Origin of the sequence: Candidatus Merdisoma sp. JLR.KK011, assembly GCF_036941125.1 — a bacterium.
GTDB lineage: Bacteria > Bacillota > Clostridia > Lachnospirales > Lachnospiraceae > Laedolimicola.
Map to the genome: position 1 here is coordinate 1,878,270 of NZ_JAYWSZ010000004.1, position 24,311 is coordinate 1,902,580.

At 38.0% G+C, this 24,311-nt stretch carries 22 protein-coding genes; all 22 read left to right on the plus strand.

Annotated features, from left to right (window positions below; all coding sequences use genetic code 11):
• Nucleotides 1-3: 3 nt before the first annotated feature.
• The 22 genes from VV089_RS22920 to VV089_RS23025 all read left to right on the plus strand — a co-directional run bounded on the left by VV089_RS22920 (nucleotide 4) and on the right by VV089_RS23025 (nucleotide 24,288).
• Nucleotides 4-1,878 carry an SDR family NAD(P)-dependent oxidoreductase gene (locus VV089_RS22920; protein WP_172541843.1) on the plus strand — a complete coding sequence of 625 codons (1,875 nt, stop codon included), beginning with the start codon at nucleotides 4-6 and terminating at the stop codon, nucleotides 1,876-1,878.
• A gap of 111 nt (nucleotides 1,879-1,989) precedes the next feature.
• Complete coding sequence (locus tag VV089_RS22925; protein WP_334337527.1) at nucleotides 1,990-3,498, plus strand: hypothetical protein; 1,509 nt, start codon at nucleotides 1,990-1,992, stop codon at nucleotides 3,496-3,498.
• A 321-nt stretch (nucleotides 3,499-3,819) separates the two neighbouring features.
• Nucleotides 3,820-4,326: an antiterminator LoaP gene (loaP, locus tag VV089_RS22930; protein WP_172541841.1), complete on the plus strand. Its 507-nt coding sequence runs from the start codon at nucleotides 3,820-3,822 to the stop codon at nucleotides 4,324-4,326.
• A 54-nt stretch (nucleotides 4,327-4,380) separates the two neighbouring features.
• Entirely contained in the window at nucleotides 4,381-5,676 is a 1,296-nt protein-coding gene (locus VV089_RS22935) for a DegT/DnrJ/EryC1/StrS family aminotransferase (protein ID WP_334337528.1), read from the plus strand.
• The gene (locus VV089_RS22940) at nucleotides 5,669-6,316 is read left to right on the plus strand and encodes an acetyltransferase (protein ID WP_334337529.1); all 648 of its coding nucleotides are present in this window, start codon (nucleotides 5,669-5,671) and stop codon (nucleotides 6,314-6,316) included. The genes VV089_RS22935 and VV089_RS22940 overlap by 8 nt, the downstream gene beginning before the upstream one ends.
• Nucleotides 6,282-6,938, plus strand: coding sequence for a sugar transferase (locus VV089_RS22945; protein ID WP_334337530.1), 657 nt, complete (start codon nucleotides 6,282-6,284; stop codon nucleotides 6,936-6,938). The genes VV089_RS22940 and VV089_RS22945 overlap by 35 nt, the downstream gene beginning before the upstream one ends.
• An 87-nt stretch (nucleotides 6,939-7,025) precedes the next feature.
• Nucleotides 7,026-8,285, plus strand: a complete 1,260-nt coding sequence (locus VV089_RS22950; RefSeq protein WP_334337531.1) for a glycosyltransferase family 4 protein — start codon at nucleotides 7,026-7,028, stop codon at nucleotides 8,283-8,285.
• A 72-nt stretch (nucleotides 8,286-8,357) separates the two neighbouring features.
• On the plus strand, nucleotides 8,358-9,479 hold the full coding sequence (locus tag VV089_RS22955; protein ID WP_334337532.1) for an N-acetyl sugar amidotransferase: 1,122 nt from the start codon (nucleotides 8,358-8,360) through the stop codon (nucleotides 9,477-9,479).
• A 21-nt stretch (nucleotides 9,480-9,500) separates the two neighbouring features.
• Nucleotides 9,501-10,073 (plus strand): acyltransferase, encoded by a 573-nt coding sequence (locus VV089_RS22960; protein ID WP_334337533.1) that lies wholly within the window; start codon nucleotides 9,501-9,503, stop codon nucleotides 10,071-10,073.
• 60 nt (nucleotides 10,074-10,133) lie between these two features.
• Complete coding sequence (locus VV089_RS22965; protein WP_334337534.1) at nucleotides 10,134-11,252, plus strand: DegT/DnrJ/EryC1/StrS family aminotransferase; 1,119 nt, start codon at nucleotides 10,134-10,136, stop codon at nucleotides 11,250-11,252.
• Nucleotides 11,253-11,264: 12 nt separating this feature from the next.
• The gene (locus VV089_RS22970) at nucleotides 11,265-12,347 is read left to right on the plus strand and encodes a Gfo/Idh/MocA family protein (protein ID WP_334337535.1); all 1,083 of its coding nucleotides are present in this window, start codon (nucleotides 11,265-11,267) and stop codon (nucleotides 12,345-12,347) included.
• Between the two features lie 20 nt (nucleotides 12,348-12,367).
• Nucleotides 12,368-13,684 (plus strand): nucleotide sugar dehydrogenase, encoded by a 1,317-nt coding sequence (locus VV089_RS22975; RefSeq protein WP_334337536.1) that lies wholly within the window; start codon nucleotides 12,368-12,370, stop codon nucleotides 13,682-13,684.
• Between the two features lie 163 nt (nucleotides 13,685-13,847).
• On the plus strand, nucleotides 13,848-14,975 hold the full coding sequence (locus tag VV089_RS22980) for a glycosyltransferase (RefSeq protein WP_334337537.1): 1,128 nt from the start codon (nucleotides 13,848-13,850) through the stop codon (nucleotides 14,973-14,975).
• Between the two features lie 9 nt (nucleotides 14,976-14,984).
• Nucleotides 14,985-16,184 (plus strand): glycosyltransferase family 4 protein, encoded by a 1,200-nt coding sequence (locus VV089_RS22985; protein ID WP_334337538.1) that lies wholly within the window; start codon nucleotides 14,985-14,987, stop codon nucleotides 16,182-16,184.
• Between the two features lie 3 nt (nucleotides 16,185-16,187).
• Nucleotides 16,188-17,645, plus strand: coding sequence for a hypothetical protein (locus VV089_RS22990; protein ID WP_334337539.1), 1,458 nt, complete (start codon nucleotides 16,188-16,190; stop codon nucleotides 17,643-17,645).
• A complete protein-coding gene (locus VV089_RS22995) occupies nucleotides 17,560-18,612 on the plus strand; it encodes a glycosyltransferase family 4 protein (RefSeq protein ID WP_334337540.1) in 1,053 nt (350 codons plus the stop codon). The genes VV089_RS22990 and VV089_RS22995 overlap by 86 nt, the downstream gene beginning before the upstream one ends.
• A gap of 25 nt (nucleotides 18,613-18,637) precedes the next feature.
• Nucleotides 18,638-19,741: an N-acetyl sugar amidotransferase gene (locus VV089_RS23000; protein ID WP_334337541.1), complete on the plus strand. Its 1,104-nt coding sequence runs from the start codon at nucleotides 18,638-18,640 to the stop codon at nucleotides 19,739-19,741.
• Nucleotides 19,738-20,310: an acyltransferase gene (locus VV089_RS23005; RefSeq protein WP_334337542.1), complete on the plus strand. Its 573-nt coding sequence runs from the start codon at nucleotides 19,738-19,740 to the stop codon at nucleotides 20,308-20,310. The genes VV089_RS23000 and VV089_RS23005 overlap by 4 nt, the downstream gene beginning before the upstream one ends.
• Nucleotides 20,307-21,761: a lipopolysaccharide biosynthesis protein gene (locus tag VV089_RS23010; RefSeq protein ID WP_334337543.1), complete on the plus strand. Its 1,455-nt coding sequence runs from the start codon at nucleotides 20,307-20,309 to the stop codon at nucleotides 21,759-21,761. The genes VV089_RS23005 and VV089_RS23010 overlap by 4 nt, the downstream gene beginning before the upstream one ends.
• A 26-nt stretch (nucleotides 21,762-21,787) precedes the next feature.
• Nucleotides 21,788-22,378 (plus strand): acyltransferase, encoded by a 591-nt coding sequence (locus tag VV089_RS23015; RefSeq protein WP_334337544.1) that lies wholly within the window; start codon nucleotides 21,788-21,790, stop codon nucleotides 22,376-22,378.
• Between the two features lie 61 nt (nucleotides 22,379-22,439).
• Nucleotides 22,440-23,513 (plus strand): acyltransferase family protein, encoded by a 1,074-nt coding sequence (locus tag VV089_RS23020; protein WP_334337545.1) that lies wholly within the window; start codon nucleotides 22,440-22,442, stop codon nucleotides 23,511-23,513.
• Nucleotides 23,514-23,526: 13 nt separating this feature from the next.
• Nucleotides 23,527-24,288, plus strand: coding sequence for a GDSL-type esterase/lipase family protein (locus tag VV089_RS23025; RefSeq protein ID WP_334337546.1), 762 nt, complete (start codon nucleotides 23,527-23,529; stop codon nucleotides 24,286-24,288).
• Nucleotides 24,289-24,311 lie beyond the last annotated feature (23 nt).

Consider the following 24,311-nt stretch of genomic DNA (forward strand, 5'->3'; position numbering starts at 1 on the left):
GGGATGTATATGAATTTAGAAAGGTTTGTAGAAAAAAACGCACCCAGGAACCGGATTGCGCTGCTGGTGCTGGTAGATATTTTATTGATTACCGTATCCGGTTTCCTGGCTTTGTATATTCGATATGATTTCCGCTTCAGCAATATGGAGATGCGGTACGTAGATTTTGAGATTCAGTATCTGGCTGCGAATCTGCTTATTACCATATTGCTGTTTGTGCTGTTCAAGCTGTACCGGAGCGTATGGCGGTTTGCCAGCACAACGGAGCTGCTGAATGTGATAGGGGCCTGCTCGGCCAGTATTCTCATACAGATTGTGCTTATGGCTTTTCTGGGAATGCGGATGCCTGTAAGCTATTATCTGATGAAATACGTACTGCTGATTGTGGGAATCGGAACGGTGCGCTTTACGTACCGGATTCTCCGTATGCTCCAGGAGCGGAGAATGGGAGAGCGCAAGGACGCCAGAAAGCGGACGATGATCATCGGAGGCGGCGAGGCCGGGGCCATGATTATCAAGGAGCTGCAGAACAGCCGCTACCTGGATCAGTGCGTTTGCTGTGTGGTTGATGACAATGCGGCCAAGCACGGAAAGTATATCCGGGGCATCAAGATCATGGGCGGACGGGAAGATATCGCCCGTCTGGCTTTTGAACTGAACATTGACGAGATTATTGTGGCGATGCCTTCCGTACCTCAGCCAGAGGTGAAGGAGGTCTTAAATATCTGCCAGGAGACAGGCTGTGAGCTGAAGGTGCTGCCGGGCCTTTATCAGATGATTAAGGGCGAGGTGAGCATGTCCAAGCTGCGGAAGGTGGAGATTGAAGACCTGCTGGGAAGAGAACCCATTAAGATACAATTGGACAAGATTATGGAGTATGTTTCCGGCAAGGTGGTTCTGGTTACGGGCGGAGGCGGATCCATCGGAAGCGAGCTGTGCAGGCAGATAGCGGCGCACAATCCGAAGCGGCTGATCATTGTGGACATTTATGAGAACAATGCTTACGATATCCAGCAGGAGCTTAAGCACAATTATCCGAAGCTGGAGCTGACGGTGCTCATTGCCTCTGTGCGCAATACCCACCGGGTGGACAGCATATTTAAAACTTACCGGCCGGATATTGTGTATCATGCGGCGGCCCACAAGCATGTGCCTCTGATGGAGGACAGCCCCAACGAGGCCATCAAGAACAATGTATTCGGAACTTATAAGACAGCAAAGGCTGCGGATAAGTATGGAACAAAGCGGTTTGTATTGATTTCCACGGATAAGGCGGTGAATCCCACCAACATTATGGGGGCTTCCAAGCGAATCTGCGAGATGATTATTCAGACGATGAACAATTGTTCCAAGACGGATTTTGTGGCAGTGCGGTTTGGAAATGTACTGGGGAGCAACGGCAGCGTGATTCCGCTGTTTAAAAAGCAGATTGAGCAGGGCGGTCCGGTGACTGTAACCCATCCCGATATTATCCGTTACTTTATGACCATTCCGGAGGCGGTTTCCCTTGTGCTCCAGGCCGGGGCGCTGGCAAAGGGAGGCGAGATCTTTGTGCTGGATATGGGAGAGCCTGTGAAGATTGTGGATCTTGCCAAGAATCTGATCCGATTGTCGGGATATAAGCCTTATGAGGACATCGATATTGAGTTTACGGGCCTGCGCCCGGGAGAAAAGCTGTACGAGGAGCTGCTGATGAGCGAGGAAGGGCTCCAGGGGACAGAGAATCAGCTTATTCATATTGGAAAACCCATTGAGATGGATGAAAAGCGGTTCTTAAGGCAGCTGGAAGAGCTGCAGAAGGCGGCCAATGAGGATTCGGAGGCCATCCGGAGGAAGGTTCAGGAGATTGTGCCCACTTATGTGATTAAAAGCAATTAATTCGCTGCAATCCCATACCAGCTTTCCGTCGGCCGGAAGAATGCAGCGTGAATAAGGAAAGATTTTACAATGTAAAGTGATAAAAATAAAGAAAAGGGGAAAAGATATCCAATGAACGAGTATCAGGAAACTTATGAAAAAGAGATCAGTCTGGTGGAGCTGATGTTTTACTGTCTGAAGAAGTGGAGATGGATTGTGGCAGCTATGCTGGTTGTTGCCGTGGCGGCAGGATGCTATAAGTATATGTCTACGGTAAAGGGGAATCAGCTTCGGCAGGAGCAGGCACTTTTGGAGAAGGAGAATGAGGATGAGGATGAAACGGCGGATAGGGATGCGGAGGGATTGATAAAAAATCCAAACGTGGAATACTATGAGAAGCTCATTGCCAACAGTGAGAAGGAAATAGAGAGGCAGGAGACTTATATGAAGGATTCTGTCATTATGAAGCTGGATCCTTATCATCTTCCCAGAGGGACTGTGAGCTTTTATCTGAACATAGCAGATGAGCAGGCAGCAAATGCTTTGGAGAACCTGATTACTGCTTACGGAAATTATGTTGGGGACGGAAGGCTTGCAGAGGAGCTTTACGGAATAGACGAAGATATTTCCAAAGCAGAGATTCAATACCTGCTTTCTTTCTCATGTGACGGTCAGAATAATTACCGTTCCACCAGCACGACGAACTTCCAGGCAGCCCAGGGCGGCGGAGTTCTTGAGGTTCAGGTGGCAATGCCCGAGCAGGTCATTTTCGAGATAGGGATAGTGGCATCCAGCGAAGATGTGTGTACGGAATATCTGTCTCAGATTGAAAAAGCTGTGACAGCCTACAGCAATCAGCTTCAGGGCGAAATAGCAGAGCATGAACTGGAGCTTCTGGCAGCTGTACAGTCGGAAAAGGCAGATATGAGCATTCGCAAATATCAGTCCGATATATTAGCTTCTTATACAACGGAGCTGGGGAATCTGCAGACTTCCCGGACCGCTCTGGAAACGGTACTGGAAGAAGAGGGCGAGACAATTACGGTTGAAGAAGAGATTGTCCTGGCAAATCCGGTGTCTGCTGGCGTGAAGTTTGCAATTGTAGGCCTGGTGCTGGGAGCATTTCTGATGGCGTTCCTGCTGATTCTTATTTATCTGATGAGCGGCAGGCTCCAGAGTACGGAGACATTCCGGGAAGAGTTTGGAATGCAGCTTTTAGGAGAGGTGAAAGCACCTGCAGAAAAAAAGAAGTTCTTTGGCTTTATTGACACTTGGCTTTACCATCTGGAGGAAGGGGCCTATGCCAATATTTCCAGGGATGAGCAGATGCGGATTGCGGCAGCCAGCCTGAAGGGAGCGGCAGCACAAAAAGAGGGCTTGAAAAAAATCATGCTTACTGGTACAATAGCCAAGGAAGACGTTGCAGAGTTCTGCGGCTGTCTAAAGGAACATATGCAGGATACTGTTTTCTCTGATTACAGGCAGATTGTATTTGACGCAGCGGCATTGGAAGAACTGGACGGATATGATGCAGTGGTATTCCTGGAGAAGAAAGGCGTTTCCTATTCCAAGCTGATTAAGAAGGAACGGGAGCTGGCTTCGGGAAGAGATATTCCGGTGCTGGGGACAGTTGCGGTCTGAGATCCTGTGAAGTTATGGGGATTGCCGGTCTGCTTTGTGCAGGCTGGCACCCCGGATAAGAATTGGAAGTAACATTATCTTTGGTCGGGATTGCCGGCCGGTTATTTTTGCATCAGTAATTAACTATAGAATATTTAAAAAGCCTGGATTCCAAAATCGTCGCTTCGCCGCGTTTTGGAGGAGGGTGGATATAGCAGTGTAAGGAATCGAATTCGGACGAAAGTGCGAAGTGGCGAAGCATACTCATTTTTAGGATGAAGGGCCGGAAGCAGCATGTCTGTGGGGAGGCTGCCATTCATTACAGAAGGAAAGAGTACGCATATGTGGTATGTAATTCAGGTTGCAGCAGGAAAAGAGGAACAGATCCTGGCAATGATAAAAAAATATGGGGTGCAGAAATATCTGAAGGAGTGTTTTTCTCCAAGATATGAGCACAGACGAAAGTACCTGGGACAGTGGCGGCAGGAGCAGGCCGTTCTGTTTCCAGGCTATATTTTTGTCATCAGCGACCAGGTGGAGGAACTGTACCAGTCGCTGAAGCATATTCCGGAACTGACGAAGATCCTTGGAGTGGGAGAGAAGTGGACGCCTATGACAAGGGAGGATATTGAGATTGTGGAAGTGCTGGCCGGAAGGGAACGGGTTGTGAGGTTTTCGGAAGGGTATATTGTGGGGACACAGGTAATTGTGCTTAGCGGGCCTCTTCAAGGGATGGAAGGGAGCATCAAGAGGATTGACAGGCATAAGCGGAAGGCTTATCTGGAGATTCCCATGTTTGGGAGAGTGCTGAATGCGCAGGTGGGGTTGGAGATTGTGGAGAAGAAATGAGAGGAAGGTATGACCTTCCTTTTTTAGATAAAAAAATAGAGGGATGGAATTCGTATGATAATTGAGAGATTTCCGGAAAAGGTATGGCTTTCCTCGCCCACCATGCATGGGGATGAGAAGAAATATATGCTGGAAGCCTATGAAACAAACTGGATGAGCACAATAGGGGAAAATATCAATGAATTGGAGCGGCTGCTCAGCGGTTATATCGGAATTGAACACGGAGTGGCGTTAAGCAGCGGTACGGCGGCCCTTCATCTGGCAGTGAAGCTGGCGGCGGAGCGCCTGTATGGCAGCAGCTCTGGGGTGTCTACGCCGGACGGATTGGGAAGGGGCGGCAGCCTCTACGGACGCCGGGTGTTCTGCTCGGATATGACCTTTGACGCTACAGTGAATCCTGTTGTTTACGAGGGTGGGGAGCCGGTATTCATAGATACAGAATACGATACCTGGAATATGTCTCCCAAAGCGCTGGAGCAGGCTTTTGAATTGTATCCGGATGTGAAGCTTGTGATTATGGCCCACCTTTACGGGACACCTGGAAAGATAGAGGAGATCCGGGCAGTCTGTGACACCCATAAGGCGCTGCTGATTGAGGACGCTGCGGAATCTCTCGGTGCGGCATACTGCGGCAGGCAGACAGGGGTATTTGGAGATTACAGTATTATCAGCTTTAACGGGAATAAGATTATCACGGGGTCTTCCGGAGGAATGCTGCTGTGCCATTCAGAGGAAGATGCCAATAAAGCGAGGAAATGGAGCACCCAGAGCCGGGAGGCGGCGCCCTGGTACCAGCATGAGGAGCTGGGATATAACTACCGCATGAGCAATGTGATTGCCGGTGTGGTCAGAGGGCAGTTCGGATATCTTTCAGAGCATATCGAGCAGAAACGGGAGATTTATGAGAGGTATCGGGAAGGGTTTCGGGATCTGCCGGTAAGGATGAATCCTTATGATGAGTCGTGCAGCCGGCCGAATTTCTGGCTGAGCTGCCTTTTGATAGATCCGGATGCCATGTGTGAGAGTGTGAGATCCGAGAACCGGTTTTTCTATAAGAGTGAAAACGGGAAGTCGTGTCCGGATGAGATCCTGGAGGCCCTTGGAAAGCTGAATGCGGAAGGAAGGCCTATCTGGAAGCCTATGCATATGCAGCCGGTGTACAGGAGCCACGGGTTTGTTACGGCAGCTGGGAACGGACGGGCGAAGAGTAATGCTTATATTAAGGAAGAGGAGACTGTGGATGTGGGAGCCGATATCTTTCGGAGAGGGCTGTGTCTGCCTTCGGATAATAAGATGACGGTGGGGCAGCAGGAGGCAATAGTGAAGACTGTGAGAGAATGTTTTGAGTAAAAGGTTAATGATTATCGGGGCCAGCGGCCATGGGAAGGTTGTAGCAGATATAGCCAGGAAACTGGGGAGATATTCTGAGATTTCATTTCTGGATGATGATTTGGAAAAGGAAATACCAGGGTATCAGCTTCTTGGAAGTGTAAAAGAGTATAAGAAGTGGAAAGACACTTGTGAGTTCATTGTGGCAGTCGGGGACTGCAGGATCCGCAGCGAGATTCAAAAAAAGATAGAGAGAGATACCAGGATTGCCACGCTTGTCCATCCAACTGCAGCCTTAGGTGAAAATGTCGTGCTGGGAGAAGGAACTGTCATTATGGCCAATGCGGTAATAAACAGTGCAAGTATCCTTGGAAAGGGAGTCATTGTGAATACAGGAAGTACGATCGATCACGACTGCAGAATCGGAAATTATGTACATGCGGCACCGGGCAGCCACATTTCGGGAACAGTTTTCATTGGAGACAGGGTCTGGGTAGGCGTGGGAAGCTGTATTGTAAATAATGTAAGCATCTGTGAGGAATGTGTAATAGGCGCAGGTGCAGCTGTGATTGGAGATATTGAAAGGAAAGGAACGTATGTCGGGGTTCCGGCAAAAAGAGTCATTCATGGCAGAAGAGATGCACAGACAGGGATTCTATGAAAAATATGTAAAGCGGCCGCAGGATTTTTTATGCGCCTTGGCTGCAATTTTGATTCTGAGCCCGGTGCTCCTGGCAGTGGCAGTCTGCGTCCGGATTAAATTGGGAAGCCCGGTTCTTTTTAAGCAGCAGAGGCCGGGACTGCATGAAAAGATTTTCCAGCTCTATAAATTCCGCACAATGACAGATGCCAGAGATGAAAATGGAGAACTGCTGCCGGATGAAATCCGGCTTACCCCCTTTGGAAAGTGGCTTCGCTCCACATCTCTTGATGAGCTGCCGGAATTGTGGAATATTCTGCGGGGGGATATGGCAGTGATTGGGCCGAGACCTCTTTTGGTTAAATATCTCTCTTTATACAGTGAAAAGCAGCACAGACGGCATGAAATACGCCCAGGTCTGACAGGATATGCACAGTCTCATGGACGAAATACTGTTTCCTGGGAGGAAAGATTTGAAATGGATGTCTGGTATGTAGACCATATTTCGTTTGTAACAGATATCAGAGTGCTTGTTGACACAATAAAAACAGTAATAAAAAGAGAAGGTGTGTCTTCGGAAGCATCTGTGACGATGGAAGAATTTAAAGGAAATTGTTGTAATATCAATTCCTGCCTTAAGTAAATATTACATTGTATGCTCTATAACAGGGAACGCAGACACGAATATTAAATAATAGAAAAAATATTCTATTATGACGGAGGAAGGCAAATGAAAAGGACTATATGGATATTAAATCATTATGCAGGAAATATGTATTTTGACAAAGGTGGACGTCATTATTCATTTGCTAAATATTTAAAAATTAATGGTTATAATCCAATTGTTTTTTGCTGCAATAGAAAGCATGGCAATGAGGAAAATTATATAAAAGAAAATAAAAGATGGATTGCCTGTATAGAACCTGAAATAAATGTGCCATTTATATTTGTAAAAGGGCGCCCTTATCATAATAACAAAGAAAGAGTATTTAATATGCTGGACTTTTATAGAAACGTTAAAAGAGCAGCAAAAGCATATGCCAGTAAATATGGGAGGCCGGACATGATTTATGCATCCTCTGTTCATCCCTTAACGCTGGTAGCAGGACTTCAGCTTGCAAAGCAGTACAAGGTAAAATGCATATGCGAAGTACGTGATTTGTGGCCAGAAACCATAGTTTCTTATTCAAAGCACTTTAAAAAAAGTAATTTACTCATACAATTATTATATTTGGGCGAAAGATGGATATATCAAAAGGCGGATGCCTTGATTTTTACGATGTCCGGAGGAAAGAAATATATTAAAGAAAAGGGATGGAATGTAAAAGGCAAAAAAAAGATTGATATAAATAAAGTTTATCATATTAATAACGGCATTGATCTATCGGATTTTGATGAGAAAGCAAAGACTTATAAATTTTCGGATGCCGATCTTGAAAATGGAAGTATTTATAAAATTGTATATACTGGTTCTGTCAGGAGGGTCAATAATCTTGGCATTATTTTAGATTGCGCAAAAAGGATAACAGAGAAGAGAATTAAGTTTTTAATATGGGGTGATGGAGATGAAATAGATACTTTAAAAGAACGGGTAAAAACTGAGAATATTTCAAATGTGGATTTTAAAGGGCGCATTGAAAAACAATATATACCATCAGTAATTAAGCAGGCAGATTTAACTCTTTTACATTGGGAGATGTCGCCGATACTGAGGTTTGGGGTAAGCTACAATAAGCTGTTTGAGTATTTGGCTGCAGGAAAACCAATTTTTTCAACAGTCTGCCCTAATTTCAGCATTATAAATAAATATAAGTGTGGGAGAGAAACAACTGGATTTTCGCCAGAAGAAATAGCTTCCGGAATTATGGAAATTTTTAATGATTCTAAAGAAAATCAGGAAAGAATGTCATCCAACGCCCGTCAGGCGGCTATGGATTTTGATTTTAAAAATATGACAAATAAATTGATAGATATTATAGAGAGTATGTAATTAAAGATAGAAATACTGAGTTGCTTATTGGTAGACTTAATAATATTTGTTTGATAGGAAGCTGGGGATAATATGTATAAATATCAAAGATGTACAAGATGTGTAATGGATAATAAATCGGATCGAACAATCACATTTGATAATAAGGGATATTGCAATTATTGCAGTGATGTTATAAAACGGATGCCAACCTCTTATTTTCCCAATGAAGAAGGGAAAAAGCTATTGGATGCAACAATTAAACAGATAAAATCAGAATGCAGAGAAGACAAATTTGATTGTCTGGTAGGCGTGTCAGGCGGAATTGACAGTTCATATATCCTTTATTTGGGATATCAATATAATTTAAGAATGCTGGCTGTACACATTGATGACGGGCTTGATAATCCAGTAGCAGTAGAGAATATTAAAAAGCTTATTAATAAAACCAATACACATTTAATTACATTAAAACCAGACCATGAAGAATATGCAGACTTACTTAAGGCTCTTTTTAAGGCATCTGTACCAAATCTGGCAATCGTACAGGATAACCTGATTGTTAAAGCCATAGATCAATATGGAAAGGATAATAATATCAAGTATTCGCTGGATGGGAACAATATTGCACATGAAAGTATCCTGGAACATGGGGATGGAAATGTGAATTTTTGTGATAAAAAACATATTCTTGCTATCCATAAAAAGTTTGGAGAAATGCCGATAAAAAAGACAGAATTTATTACTCTTAGTGATAGATATTTGAAGAGAAGCTTTCTGTCAAGTTTAAAACATATCAGGCCGCTGAACTATATATCTTATAATCTGGAAGAAAGTATTAAGAAACTAAATGAATTTTGCGGATTTGAATATTATGGCGGAAAACATTATGAGTCTATATTAACGAGATTTCTGCAATGCTATTACCTTCCGGAAAAGTATGGTGCAGATAAGAGAAAATCACACTATTCCAGCCTTATAGTTTCGGGCCAGATGACAAGAGATGAAGCTTTAAGAAAACTAGAAGAACCTTTATATTTATCTCAAGATTTACTTGACAGTGATAAGAAATTTTTGGCTGACTATATGGGTGTTTCATTGGAACAATTAGATGCATGGATAAATCTTCCGCCTAAGAAGCAAAGTGATTATCCGCATTCTCTGCTTAATGAGATGTCGCCGATAGCAAGAAAATTTAGAAAAATAATTGAGTAGGCAGGAGTATTAACATTAATTATGAAAAATGATTTTTTTGTACATGATACAGCAATAATTGATCCGGGATGCAAAATTGGTAATGGGACGAGAATCTGGCACTGGTGCCATATTATGAAAGGAGTAACGATTGGAAAGCATTGCAATATTGGTGAAAATGCTTTTATTGAGACAGGGGTTAAACTGGGAAATTATGTAAAGGTGAAAAATAATGTTGCTTTATATACAGGCATAATATGTGAAGACAACGTATTTTTGGGACCTAATTGCGTGTTTACTAATGTTGCAAATCCTAGAAGCTTTATAGAAAGAAAGAATGAGTTTAAGGAAACGATCATTCATGAAGGAGCAACAATTGGTGCAAATGCCACGATTGTTTGCGGACATGATATAGGTAAGTATTCATTCGTAGGGGCTGGTTCCGTAGTTACAAGAACCGTGCCAGATTATACAATGGTTGTGGGAAATCCAGCTCGGTTTTATGCGTATGTTTGCAAATGTGGATGTAAACTGAACAAGAATTTGAAATGTGTTTCCTGTGGGCAGCAGTATACTGCTGCCGAAACAGATGAAATCATACCAATAAACGTATAGTTATTTGCGGAGAGATAAAATATTACCTAAGAAAAACATATTGCAGTGAGGAGAGTTATTATGGAATTTATCAACTTAAAGAAACAATATCAAGTTTTGAAACCTGTAATTGATGAAAGAATCCAGAATATTATGGCAAAAGCCAGCTTTATCGGAGGCAGTGAAGTAGATGAATTTGAAAAAAAGTTTGCTGAATATATAGGAAGAAAGCACTGTATTTCCTGCGGAAATGGAACAGATGCATTATTACTTTCCTGCCTTGTCTATGGTGTAGGAAAGGACGACGCAGTTTTCTGTCCGGATATGACCTTTATCGCATCAATAGAACCGGCTTGTATGCTGGGAGCAGCGCCTGTATTTGTAGATATAGAGCCGGAAACATATAATCTTTCCCCGGAATGTCTTGAAAAAGAAATAAAGCGAGTTATAGAAGAAGGAACATTAAATCCCAAAGCTGTTATTATGGTGGACTTTCTGGGAAACCCGGCAAATGTGGAAGCAATAGAACATATTTGTAAGAAATATGGGTTAATTCTTATTGAAGATGCGGCACAGGCAATAGGGGCGTTTTATAAGGACAAAAAGTGTGGAAGCATTGGTGATATCAGTTGTACGAGCTTTTTTCCATCTAAACCGTTAGGATGCTATGGCGATGGAGGAGCTATATTAACAGACGACGATAATATTGCGGATTTACTTAGATCATATAAAATGCATGGCAAAGGAAGCAGTAAATATGACAATGTTAGAATAGGGATCAATTCAAGATTAGATACAATTCAAGCAGCTGTCCTACTTGCTAAACTGGAAATTCTGGATAAAGAAATACAAGAACGGCAAAGAATAGCAAAACGTTATGACTATGCTTTTGCAGACATATTCCAGATTCCGTTTGTGAAAGAGGGATGCCGCTGCTCATATGCACAATATGTCCTTTTAGCAAAGGATAAGGAGCATAGGGCAAAAGTTCTTGAAGTGATGAAGAAAACAGATATTCCCTCTTTATTATATTATCCCAAAGAGATGCATAGAATGGATGCATTTCATATGGATAATAATGAAGAATTTCCAAATGCAGCAAGGTATGCCAACTGTAATTTTGGCATACCTTTTTCGCCGTATTTAACAGAAGAAGAACAGGATATGGTAATTCACACAATAAAATCAATATATAAATAATGGAGGAGAAAAATGAGATATGCATTAATAGGGTGTGGAAGAATCGCAAAAAATCATATAAAGGCAGCTCTTAATAATAAATTAGAAATTGCGGCTGTGTGCGATATAGAATCTAAGGCCATGGATTTACTTTTAAAATGGGGAGGGATAGAAAAAGACAATACGATAAAACACTATAATGATTATAAAAAATTAGTAGATGAAAATCCTGATTTACAACTTATCAGTATTGCCACAGATAGCGGTATGCATGCTGAAATTGCATTGTATTGCATAGATCATGGAATCAACATTATTATTGAGAAACCCATTGCAATGTCTATTGCAGATGCGGATGAGATTATTAAGCGGTCTGAAGAGAAAGGCGTGAAAGTATCAGCCTGTCATCAGAACCGCTTTAATATTGCGGTGCAGAAGATGCGAAAAGCAGTGGAAGGTGGGAGATTCGGAAGGATTTCCCATGGGGCTATTCATGTCCGGTGGAATAGAAATAAGGAATATTATGATCAGGCATTGTGGAGAGGAAAATGGGCTTCCGACGGAGGCACTCTGATGAATCAATGTATACATGGGATTGATCTTTTTCGTTGGATGCTGGGGGAAGAAATAGAAGAAGTATATGGGCTGACAAGACAGCAGTATCATAATTACATGGAAGCTGAAGATGTGGGAATGGCTGTAGTGAAATTTAAAAATGGTGTAATTGGTACAATTGAAGGCACTGTGAATGTATATCCCAAAAATCTGGAAGAAACGCTTTACTTGTTTGGTGAAAAAGGGACCGCAAAGATAGGAGGAACTTCCACAAATAGTGTTGATGTTTGGGATTTTTCAGATATGAATGATGCGGATGGGGACATACAGGGATTTCATGAAGAGACAAATAATGTATACGGAAATGGACATTTAAGCTTATTTGCAGATGTAATAGATGCAATAGAAATGAATCGAGAACCTTATGTTACTGCAGTAGATGGCAGGAATGCGCTTGAAGTAGTTTTAGCCATATATAAAAGTCAGAAAACAGGGCTGCCTGTAAAATTTCCGCTAAAGGAATTTGCAAGTGTTGATATGATAGGAGAAAATTTAGTTTAATAAATGGTGAGGCATTTGTAATGAAAGAAAAACTTATTAATAAAATCAATGAAAAAAAAATTGTTGCAGGTGTGGTGGGACTGGGATATGTTGGTTTACCATTAGCTGTAGAAAAGGCAAAGGCCGGGTTTAAGACAATTGGGTTTGATGTGCAGTCGGTTAAGACGGATATGGTAAATGCGGGACATAATTATATTGGGGATGTAGTTGATTCAGATTTAGCGGAATTAGTTGAAAAAGGAATGTTATCAGCAACAACAGATTTTAATTTTATAAAGGATGTAGATTTTATAGCAATTTGTGTTCCGACCCCATTGGATGAACACCAAGAGCCAGATATAAGTTATGTAAAACAATCATGTATTGAAATCTCAAAATATCTAAAAAGAGAAACGATGGTTGTTTTGGAATCAACAACATATCCGGGAACAACGGAAGAGTTAATAAAATCTATTTTGGAAAAGGGTTCGGGTCTTGTATGCGGCCAGGATTTTTATTTAGGTTTTTCTCCGGAAAGAGTTGACCCGGGTAACTTGCATTATAATACAAAAAACACTCCCAAAGTAGTTGGAGCAATAGGGAAAGATGCGGCAGAAACAATTTCAGCAATGTACAGAGCTGTGCTCGATGGAGAAGTGCATACAGTTTCATCGCCGGCTGTTGCTGAGATGGAAAAGATTTTAGAAAATACTTATCGGAATATAAATATTGGATTGGTAAATGAACTGGGGCGTCTATGCCACAAAATGGGAATATCTGTTTGGGAGGTCATAGAAGCGGCTAAAACAAAACCTTATGGGTTTCAAGCATTTTATCCGGGACCGGGTCTTGGTGGGCATTGTATTCCACTTGATCCATACTATCTTACCTGGAAGGCAAGAGAATATGGGTTTCATACTACGCTTATAGAGAATTCTATGGTTATTAACGATAAACAGCCCGAGTATTGTGTAGAGAGAGCAATGCATTTATTAAACCGCCATAAAAAAGCTATTAACGGTGCAAAGATATTAATGCTTGGCATTGCTTACAAAAATGATATTGACGATTATAGAGAATCACCGGCAATCCGAGTTTTAAAGGAACTTAAAAAGGTAGGGGCAGAAGTAGAATACTTTGATCCCTGGGTACCTGAATTTAAGAATATATATGGAGTAAATGGAATTAGTATTACAGAACTGACACCGGAGGTGGTATCTAAATACGATCTCATTATGATTACAGCAGCACATCATAATATAGATTATAAAATGGTACAGGAAAATGCCAAAATTATATTCGATACAAAAAATGCTATGAGTAAAATTGAAAATAGAGAAAACATTGAAGTGTTATAGGAAAATAGCACATAAAATGTATGATTGTAGGGCATGGGACTAGCAATGAAATTGCCAAAGCCGTAAATTTAGTTGTAGAGTCAAAAAGTCCAGAGATATTTTTAAGCAATGTATATTCAATATATATGTTTAAAGCTTTGGGAAAAAACAGGGGGAAACTTTAGTGAGAATTTTATTTGTTGGGTATACGGAAGTGCATTCAAAAAAGTGGGTAAATATTCTTTGCAAAAGAGGGCATGAAGTAATATTTGTTATTCCAAGGTCTTCAGATGAATCCAAGCAAGAAATTGATTCCAGAGCAAAACTGATTGAATTACCCTTTAGCGGCAGGATTGGATATTATTTAAATGCTCCTTTTTTGAAAAAAATAGAGAAGAAATATCATCCGAATGTGGCAAATGTGCATAATGCCAGCGGAACTGGAACGCTGGCACGTTTTGCAGGACTGGATAATGAAATGCTTTCTGTATGGGGACACGATGTTTATGGTTTTCCTTATAAAAATAAATTATGCATGAATATTATAAGAAAGAATTTGCTTCATGCAAAGGCTATAGGCTCGACAAGTTATTGTATGGCAGAAAAGGTATATAAACTTATTGGACATGAGAGACCTGTTACAATCACTCCGTTTGGAATAGATACAAATAAATTTAATCCGGAAAAATTTACGAGTAAACAGGATGACACTATAGTAATTGGAAATGTAAAAAGTCTTTCTCCCAAATACGGAATAGAAGATCTTATAAAAGCAATAGAAGTACTTAAAAAGGATTTACAGAGAGACAAGCAGTATTCAAATTTGGCACCAAAATTACGTTGTAAGATATATGGTTCAGGCGTGCAGGAAAAAGAACTTTGTGAGTTGATCAAAAAATTGCAGCTAGGTTCAATTGTCTCTCTTATGGGGGAAGTAAGTAATACGTTGGTTCCGGAGGCCATGAGCAAAATGGATATTTTCTGTGCGACAAGTATTTTAGATAGTGAGAGCTTTGGCGTTGCGGTTGTCGAAGCACAGGCTATGGAGCTTCCCGTAGTTGTCTCTGATGTAGAAGGATTTTGTGAAGTAGTGGAGGACGGGGTGACAGGAATTATTGTAAAAAGAAAAAATATACAAGAAATTGCAGCCGGTTTAAAGAGGCTCGTAATAGATAAGGAGCTTCGTTATCGCATGGGAAGAAATGGGCGAAAACGCGTTTTAGAAAGATATGATATTGAATATAACGTAATACAGATGGAAGAGGCATATAAAAAAGTAGTGAATATGAGATCTCAACGTGTAAAGGAATAGGAAAATTGTATGAAGGAATGTGGAGTGGATGCAGACAAAAAGGTTCTCCTATATGCTTCGGGAAATATTATTAATACCAGACAGACAGGAGGAGTAAAGCGATTTATCGAACTTGCACAATATAGTGTAGAAAAGGAAATAAAGATAGGTAGATATAAGATCTATTCGGATCTTTGCTGTAGTGAGAACAATGATATTTTAAAAAAGGCAGGATTAAAAGCGAAATATCACATGCATGAATTACCTCAAATAAAACTTTTTAAATTTATTCCGCCGGAAGCATGCATTTTTTTGCGCAACAAATGCGTCTTCCGTGAGATTAAAAAAGAAAAATATGATGCAGTTATAGTATTTGATGTTCCTCCTGCTATTGGCTTATGCCTTGCAAGAGTAAAAAATATAATCCTGATGATTCGAAAGGATATGATCGGATATGAAAAGGTTAGTGTAAATGGGCAAATTAATCTAAAGAAAAGACTAAAAATTGCAATGCAGTGGCTGAGCGAAGGAATTACACTTTTAAAGGCAAAAACAGTTATCTGCCAATGTGAGTATGATAAAAATGTATTATTAAAGAGACATGGATTTATCAGAAAAGTCATAGAGGCAAAATTTCGCATACAAATAAATAATGTGAATCCTTCCTGGATTATAAATAAGTCTTTAACAGATGAGACAACAGGATTAAATCGTGACAAGAGCGAATTTTGGGTTTGTTTTATAGGAGAATTTGAAGATTTAAGAAAAGGTCAGGAGCTATTTTTAAAGGCAGCAGAATCTATTGTGAAAAAAGAAGGAGCAGTTCGCTTTATACTTATAGGTGGAGGAAAAAAACTTAATATATATAAGGAAAAGTATAATCACCCTTATATAAAGTTTTTGGGGAGAATGGATAATCCTTTGAGTTTACTAAAAAAAACAGATATGTTGGTAGTTCCATCTCTTGCAGATTCATGCCCCAATACGATAATGGAAGCATTATATAATGAAGTTCCGGTGATAGGAAGTAATGCAGGAGGCATTCCAGAGATGATAAATGATGATAGTGCTGTTTTCGATTTAGAATGGAGTATTTTGGAGAAAAAAATAACTCAAATTTATCGGGATAAGGTTTATTATAAGGAATTAAAAGAGAAACAGAAAAAAAGAAAAGAAGAACTGTCATTTAACTGGACTGAAATTATATTCAAATTATTAATAAATGGCTAAAGGATGGAAGGAACAGAAGCAATGCAGGAACTTTTGGGTGCATTATATTTGGTATTCACTGCTTTTCTTATTATACGATTGATTACAATCTTTAAAAAGAAGAGAGTAAATACAGAATTTGTTATTAATGTGTCAGTGCTTATGTATTATGCAGTTCCGGGAATACGGCACTGTATATTTGGCTTTGAGGGCAATTATGCATCTAGTTATGATTGGTTTGTGGAATCGACATTTTACGGATTTTTTTTGATTATATTATTTTACTTTACATTTACTTTGCTGTTTCATGCAAAAATGAGAGAGAATAATAGTTATATTTTAAAAGTAAATCGTGCAAATGATACGACTAGATTTATTGTGATTGGTGTATTGTTTTTTTCAATGACTTGCTTTGTTCTATATTGTAATTTGTTTGGCGGAGTAAAAGAGCTTTTAAGTTCTATACATTTTATTAGAGATGGAATAGTTTTGTCTAATAACGCAAGTTATGAGTTCCTTAATAAGTTATATAATGTGGTATTGTATGCGCCCGTACTTCTTTTTGCATACTGGAATAAAAAAAAATCATATAGAATCCTAATTATTATATCACTTATAAGTGCATTCTTGATTCAGCTTTCTAAAGGCGGAAGAGGAGCAATGCTTCAGTTTTTTATGGTGTTTATTATAGCGCGCATAAACATAGAGAAAGATAATAAAGTTTTGGTTAAAAAGTTATTCCAGTTACTGGTTCTTGGAATTATATTTATAGTTTTATACAGACCTTTTATTTTTGCAGCAGGGATGATACGAGAACATGGAGTGAAATATGCTTTTGATTTATATTTGACGCAGATTACAAAGGAAGGGAGGTATTCTGCGGCTAGTCCTTTGATTATGCTTAGAAGTTTATTAAATGCTTTTGACCACTATTTTATATCTGTAGAAACAGCAATTAAAATGGTAGGCAATGGTACGCATACGCATAATTATTTTGGAGAATTTTGGATTATGTTGTGTTCCCCTATTCCATCATTACTGCTAGGGGTTAATAAGGGACAAAGTTTGACAGTGTTTAATTCTGCTTATATAGCTGGGGAAACCGGGGTGGCACAAATTCCACCTGGGATAGTGGCTTCTGCTTATTACTCTGGGGGAGTTATTTGGGTTATCTTTTATGCAGTACTGGTAGGATATGTGGGAAGAAAAATAGAAGTTTTTTATAAAAGAATAAAAGAAAATGTTATATTTGCGCATGAGTATTATGCAGCAATATTATTTGTATATATGAGTTTTTGTATTTCAGGTGATTTTTCAAATGATTTTAGGCAACAGTTAACAAGTTTGTTTCTCTTTGTTATAATAAGAATTTCCATGGTAAAGGTTAGAAAACGTTATGAAAAGGATAGTACTTCTTCTAAGAATCGAGAAAATTTATGGAGGTGCGGAAAGAAGGTTAGGGAGAGTGCTGAATGCACTTGATAAGATGTCCGAATTAGAATGCACAATTTATTTTACAGGAGAAAGTACCGGAGTTAAGAACTTTTTAAAAGTAGAAAGATTAACAGATATTAGATATAACTTTTTTGAATCAGATTTCAAATGTATCAAGGCCATAAGAAAGGCTCGTTTTGATACTGTATGGTTTTTTAATATTAACCATATGGGGCTTGTCTTGACTTTTTTGCCACATAAATATCGGATAGTTATGACTGTAGCCAATATGTATTTAAGCAGATTTAAATTTCTCCATTGGAGGCAAAAGGCGGCATTTGGATATCTTTGCAGAAAAGTGGATATGGTTGATTGCCTTTACCCGGCAGCATTAAGTGAATTTAAAAAAAGGCATTATGATAACGTAAAAATAACACCTTGTCCATTTATAAATTTGTCTGATTTTATACCAAAAAATAAATCTAAAAATATTGTATTTGCATCACGTCTAATCCCAGCAAAAAATGTTGAGAAAGCTGTAGATGCTATAAAAAAAGCTAAAACAGATATAAAAGAAGCTGGATTTCATGTATTTATTTATGGAGACGGAATTCTAAAAGATAAAATTGTCAAAAAGCTGAAATTATATGATATGGAGGAATATGTGACTTTATGCGGATATGCTGATATGCGAGATGTTCTACCATATTCCAAGATATTTTTATCGCTGAGTGATTTAACAAATTACCCCTCCCAGGTTCTCTTGGAAAGTATTAGTGCAGGGAACTATATTGTTACGATAAGAGATGATGACACAAGTAAGATTGTGGATGAAAATTTCTGTTGCTTTGTTGATAATTCAATTGAAGGGATTTCAGAAGGTATAAAAAGGGCAATAACAGAGACATCCTCTAAAAAGGCGGATTTTATAGTGAAAAATGCAAGAAATTTTGCAGAAAAAAATTTTAATGACAATGATTCGATTAGTTATTTTAGAGAGATATTATTTAACTAAAGTAGCATGAAAAAGGAGAGCAGCTATGAAACAGATGTGTACGAAATGTGTAATGGATAATGTAGGAGATCCATGTATTTCTTTTGATAATGAAGGAGTATCCAATTATTGGAGAGAGGCTATGAAAAAGAAGGAAAACGAATATTTTCCAAATGCTCTTGGCGAAAAAGAAATCAGTAAAATGGTAGAGACTATTAAAAATAATAGTAGAAATAGTGAATATGACTGTATTATGGGATTGTCGGGAGGCCTGGATTCCTCTTATTTGGCATATCTTGCTTCAAAATGGGGATTGAGAATCCTGGCAGTACATTGTAATGATGGGTTTGATGAGGAAATCGGCATAAGTAATGTAAAAAATCTTGTAAAATATATGGGTGTAGATTTGGTTAATCTAAATGTAGATTTAGAGCAATTTTATAATGTAATTGCATCTTATCTGCGTGCTGGTGTACCGAATTGTGCTGTTCCACAGGATAATTTAATTGTAGCAGGTATATGGGGACTGGCAAAAGAAAAGAATATAAAGTATTTTCTTTCAGGAATCAATTATGCACTGGAATGCATTTTACAAAGAGGAAATACATTTACAAATAAAGATACAAAAAATCTTTATGATATTCATAGACGGTTTGGAAATAGAGCAGACATAAGTAATTTGCAGTTTATTTCACCATTTAAGCAGGATGTTTACCATAGATTTTTAAAGATACAGGTATATGCACCATTAAATTATATTAATTACAACATGAAGAATGCAATTAAGGAATTAAACGATGCATGCGGATTTAACTATTATGGGGGTAAGCATTATGAGAATGCCTTTACTAAATTCGTACAGCAAATATGGCTTGTTGATAAGTTTGGCGTTGATAAGAGAAAGTCTCATTATTCTAGTATGATTGCATCGGATCAGTTAACGAGAGAAGAAGCTTTAAAGATGCTGGAGAAGCCGGTTATATCTATAGAAGAGAAAGAAAAACTGATATCGGATCTATCATCGCGAATAGGAGTATCTGATGATGAAATATACAATATGTTAAGCATACCAGGAGTACAACATAATCAATATAAAACATCTAGATACTTATTAGTTAAAAACAGTGTAAAGAAGGCTTTAGGAAGATGAAAAGGGTTCTGATTTTTTTTGTACATTGCTTTGCCAGGCTTTTTTATAAAAGGGAGTATCTTTCGGGCAAAATGTTTGCCAGTGATCATTTAACATTGGGATGGAGGTTGGTGCTTCGGTACTGGTTTGTTCAAAAAATAGTTGGTGTCAATAGAAAAGTCCCTTGGCCATGTTCCCCGCTTGTTAAAATCGGGCAGTGGAAAAATATTGAATTTGATAATGATGATATTGATAATTTTACATCCCCGGGTACGTATTTTCAGTCTATAAATGCACGGCTTAAAATTGGAAAAGGGACAAAGATAGCACCAGGAGTGGGATTGATTACTGCAAACCATTCTTTTGATGATTTAGATCAAAATGCTATAGGAAAGGATATTGAGATTGGGAGGAACTGCTGGATAGGAATGAATACGGTGATTCTTCCAGGGGTAATATTAGGGGATCATACAATCGTAGGTGCTGGCTCGATTGTAACAAAGAGCTTTTCTGAAGGAAATTGTATCATAGCAGGTAATCCGGCAAAAATAGTGAGATATCTGGATAAGCCCCAAAGGAGTATTTCATGAAAAGATCTTTGCTGACTGATGCAGTCTGGCTAACAATTTCAAAGGGGATTGTCACGCTGTTCACAATTATATCCACAATGTTGCTGTCAAGATTTAGGACATTGACGGATTATGGAACTTATTCAGAACTGTTAATCATTATAAATCTAGTATCAACAGCCCTATTTCTTGGATTACCTAATAGTATAAATTTTTTTCTTCCAAGATGTGAAGATAAAACAGAAAAAAGAAGTTTTTTGGGAACATATTTTTCGACCTCATGTGTTATGGGGAGTATAGCAGGTATATTGGTATTTTCCACAATCCCGTTATGGATAAAATATTTTGGAAATCCAGAAATACAAAAATATTGGTTTTTTCTTTTAGTTATTCCACTTACTAAAATTTTGACAACAGGAGCAGATAATCTGTTTATCAATTTCCACAGGACAAATTTTTTAGTAGTATATCGGATTGCTCATAGTTTTATTCAATTGGTGCTAATATTTGTTATTCAGTTTTTAAGTAAATCATTTCAGAGCTATCTGGCATTATATGTAATGATAGAGGGTGCTTTTTCTTTACTGGTAGTTTTCCTTACGTATCGTGAAGTGGGCACTTTTTCTTTTTGCATAAAATGGGATTTGCTAAAGAGGGTATTGACTTTTTCAATTCCGTTAGGATTGGCATCTGCTGTTGGAATACTTAATGTTGAAATGGATAAATTGATTATTGGATATTTTTTGACAACAGATGAACTTGCAATTTATTCAAATGCATCCAGAGAACTGCCAATTGCTGTACTAGCCAGTTCGTTTACAACTGTATTGATTCCCAGAATATCTAAAATGATAAAGGATGAAAAATATAAGGATGCTGCAGTTTTATGGAACAGAGTGACTTTATTTTCTTATTCGGTAATTATTTTTTTCTGTGTTTTTTTATGCAGTTATTCTAAAGAAGTATTGGTGATTTTATATTCCGAAAAGTATATTGGCGGTTATATAGTTTTTGCTATATATTCTATATCATTAATTTTCCAGTCAACATATTTTGGGATGTTTTTAAATGTGACAGGTAATACGAAATATATTTTTAAAGCTTCTCTGATTAGTATGCTGGCAAATGCGATTTTGAATATTGTTTTTTATTATGTGTTTGGCTTTTGGGGGCCTGCACTTTCTACACTTGGTTGTGTTACATTGCTTGCATATTATCAATTACGTTTAACCTCTAAAATAATAGATATTAGGATTCAAGATATATTTACTTTAAAAGAATATATGTATCCGGCAGTCATATTACTAGTACTGGCAGTCACTGCATTTTGCTTAAAAAGGCTTTTGCAGGGCAAGATATTGTCATTTGGGGAAACGGTTGTATGTGGCGCAATATGGTTGATGATATATGGTGCATTTATGCTTAAGAGAACGAGAAATCTCTTAATATTGATGAGAGAAGATACCGAGTAGCTAATGTATGTATGGTGAGGTGAGAGATGATAGAGTATTATATCCATCCGTCAAGTATTGTTGATAGGGATGTTGAAATCGGTGATGGCACAAAAATATGGTATTTTAGCCATATTCAATCAGGTGCAAGAATTGGGAAAAATTGTTCTTTTGGACAAAATGTAAACGTTTCTAATAATGTAAAAATTGGTAATGGCGTAAAAGTACAAAATAATGTTTCAATTTATGAAGGGGTTGAACTAGAGGATTACGTATTTTGTGGTCCTTCCATGGTGTTCACAAATGATTTAACACCAAGGGCGAGATATCCAAAGGGACAGGAAGGATATAAAAAAACATTGATAAGGCATGATGCGACGTTAGGAGCAAATTGTACAATTGTATGTGGTCATATTGTTGGAGAATTCGCAACAGTAGCAGCTGGAGCTGTTGTTACTCAGAATGTGAAAGCTCATGCACTAGTGGCCGGAGTTCCGGCAAAACAGGTTGGATGGGTTTGTGAATGTGGACAAGTGTTGGATAAAAAACTATCTTGTTCTATTTGTAAGAGAAAATATCAATATATGCATGGTAGAATCCAGGAAGTTTTATTAATGAGAACTAAAGATATTTTATAAGCAATCTGCAAGAAATGTTTTACTACAGATATGGCAAAGATAAAGGTGAGGACTCTATAGTATGGAAACGACAAACGAAGGGCAGGTTTTTTATAAAAAGGCTCTGGTGAATCCAGTAAAAGCAATAGCTATTATTTTGATGTTTATGTTGCATCTTTTAAATACTGAATGGCTTGCGGAACCGTCAATGCTTTTGGATTTTCAAATAGGGGGAGTGTTAATATCTAAGGCCGTTTCGGATACATGTGAATTTTGCATAGGTATTTTTGCATTTACAACTGGATACGGGTGGAATTATGGATTTGGTAAAAAGAATATATTCAGACGAATTGCGGAAATATATCTTAGTTATTTTTTAGTGCTGTTTCTTTTTAACATTCCCACAGGAATATTGTTCCATGAGTTTGATATTCAAAGTTTGACAACTTTAAAAGGAATAATGATATTACTTTCTATATCGTCTGAAGGATCTAGATTTTGTTGGTATATTTATTTTTATGTATTAGCAGTACTTACATTTCCCTTTTTAAATAAGTTGATAAAAAAGGCAAAGAAAAATAGTATAATCACGATTGGACTAATTTTACTGTCTTTTATTTTATTACGTACAGGTACAAGAATATGTTATGGATTGGGGATGTTTGATAGAAGAGTTCTTAGTATTATTGTACATTATTTAACCTGGATGCCAGTTATTTTACTGGGAGCTTATATATGCGATAAATCAATATTTGAATTTATTGATAAAAAAATAAGGCATATATTTGGAGATTCAATTGCGTTTCCAGTTATTTTATTATCAAGTATAACTTTGGTTAAAATATTTATTCAAAGATATTTGGGAATATATTCAAATTTTGATTCTGTTTTTATTATCCCCTATATGTATGCTGTAATCAGAATTGCAGCGGTGCTTATTCAAAGTGAAAAGTGTAGGAAGGGAATAAATATTATTGGAAGTTGTTCTCTTTACTTGTGGCTTACTCATAGCTTTTTACTTTATGAATCAATTCAGCCTTTATTATATGTATTTCGTTTACCAATGTTTATTATTATGGCTGCAATTTTTTTCATGATGCCGATATCGTGGATTTTATTTATTTTTGATAAAAATTTAAAGACATGGATATTTTAACGGGAGATTAGTAATGAGACAAATGGACAGGAGAAGTAAGATCTTCATATCTCTAATAATTTCTCTATGCTGCAATTTGATTTTAATTTGTATAATTTCCTTTCAGAATCTCAGAATTAGGAGGGAAGAACAAGAGCCCTTTGCACAATCAGAATTGTCCATTATAATACCTGCAATTATAAAAGAGGCACAGAAATATGATTATTATACGAATTCCCAGTACAATGCATATGTTTCTATGTTTTCATTGTATCAAGGAAAGTCAGATGTTATATTTGCCGGAGATAGTCTTACGGCCAGAGGGAATTTTGGAGAGTTTTTTGAAGATATTTCTTTGTTGAATCGAGGAATTGGTAGTGATATATCTGCAGGACTACTAGCGCGTATAGATGAAATAATAGTGCATCAGCCTTCAAAAGTTTTTATTATGATTGGAATCAATGACATTGCAAGAGGTATTGATAAAAAAGTTACACGAAATAACATTTCCGAAATTATAAAGAAAATACATTTTTCATTGCCGGACTGTCAGGTATATATAGAAAGTGTATTACCAACACAAACGGAATATGAATGGGAAATTTTACAATTAAATAAAGAATTGCAGGATGTTGCATTAAAGTCAGAGTGTATATATATTGATATATATGCTCATTTTTTGGATGAAAATGGTGAAATAATCAGCAATAAAATTTCGATAGATGGTACTCATCTTAATGGTGAAGGCTATAAGACGTGGGTAGAGACTATAAAAGAATATGTAAACAGCAATTAAACAGCTCACTGCTATATTGTAGG

Bases quoted from the DNA above. Each gene is read 5' to 3' on its own strand.
- VV089_RS22985 (WP_334337538.1), top strand. From the start codon at position 14,985: ATGAAGGAATGTGGAGTGGATGCAGACAAAAAGGTTCTCCTATATGCT.
- VV089_RS23010 (WP_334337543.1), top strand. From the start codon at position 20,307: ATGAAAAGATCTTTGCTGACTGATGCAGTCTGGCTAACAATTTCAAAG.
- VV089_RS22995 (WP_334337540.1), top strand. From the start codon at position 17,560: ATGAAAAGGATAGTACTTCTTCTAAGAATCGAGAAAATTTATGGAGGT.
- VV089_RS22965 (WP_334337534.1), top strand. From the start codon at position 10,134: ATGGAATTTATCAACTTAAAGAAACAATATCAAGTTTTGAAACCTGTA.
- VV089_RS22990 (WP_334337539.1), top strand. From the start codon at position 16,188: ATGGAAGGAACAGAAGCAATGCAGGAACTTTTGGGTGCATTATATTTG.
- VV089_RS22925 (WP_334337527.1), top strand. From the start codon at position 1,990: ATGAACGAGTATCAGGAAACTTATGAAAAAGAGATCAGTCTGGTGGAG.
- VV089_RS23020 (WP_334337545.1), top strand. From the start codon at position 22,440: ATGGAAACGACAAACGAAGGGCAGGTTTTTTATAAAAAGGCTCTGGTG.
- VV089_RS23000 (WP_334337541.1), top strand. From the start codon at position 18,638: ATGAAACAGATGTGTACGAAATGTGTAATGGATAATGTAGGAGATCCA.
- VV089_RS23015 (WP_334337544.1), top strand. From the start codon at position 21,788: ATGATAGAGTATTATATCCATCCGTCAAGTATTGTTGATAGGGATGTT.
- VV089_RS22955 (WP_334337532.1), top strand. From the start codon at position 8,358: ATGTATAAATATCAAAGATGTACAAGATGTGTAATGGATAATAAATCG.
- VV089_RS22975 (WP_334337536.1), top strand. From the start codon at position 12,368: ATGAAAGAAAAACTTATTAATAAAATCAATGAAAAAAAAATTGTTGCA.
- VV089_RS22920 (WP_172541843.1), top strand. From the start codon at position 4: ATGTATATGAATTTAGAAAGGTTTGTAGAAAAAAACGCACCCAGGAAC.
- VV089_RS22970 (WP_334337535.1), top strand. From the start codon at position 11,265: ATGAGATATGCATTAATAGGGTGTGGAAGAATCGCAAAAAATCATATA.
- VV089_RS23005 (WP_334337542.1), top strand. From the start codon at position 19,738: ATGAAAAGGGTTCTGATTTTTTTTGTACATTGCTTTGCCAGGCTTTTT.
- VV089_RS22950 (WP_334337531.1), top strand. From the start codon at position 7,026: ATGAAAAGGACTATATGGATATTAAATCATTATGCAGGAAATATGTAT.
- VV089_RS22935 (WP_334337528.1), top strand. From the start codon at position 4,381: ATGATAATTGAGAGATTTCCGGAAAAGGTATGGCTTTCCTCGCCCACC.
- VV089_RS23025 (WP_334337546.1), top strand. From the start codon at position 23,527: ATGAGACAAATGGACAGGAGAAGTAAGATCTTCATATCTCTAATAATT.
- loaP (WP_172541841.1), top strand. From the start codon at position 3,820: ATGTGGTATGTAATTCAGGTTGCAGCAGGAAAAGAGGAACAGATCCTG.
- VV089_RS22960 (WP_334337533.1), top strand. From the start codon at position 9,501: ATGAAAAATGATTTTTTTGTACATGATACAGCAATAATTGATCCGGGA.
- VV089_RS22945 (WP_334337530.1), top strand. From the start codon at position 6,282: ATGGCAGAAGAGATGCACAGACAGGGATTCTATGAAAAATATGTAAAG.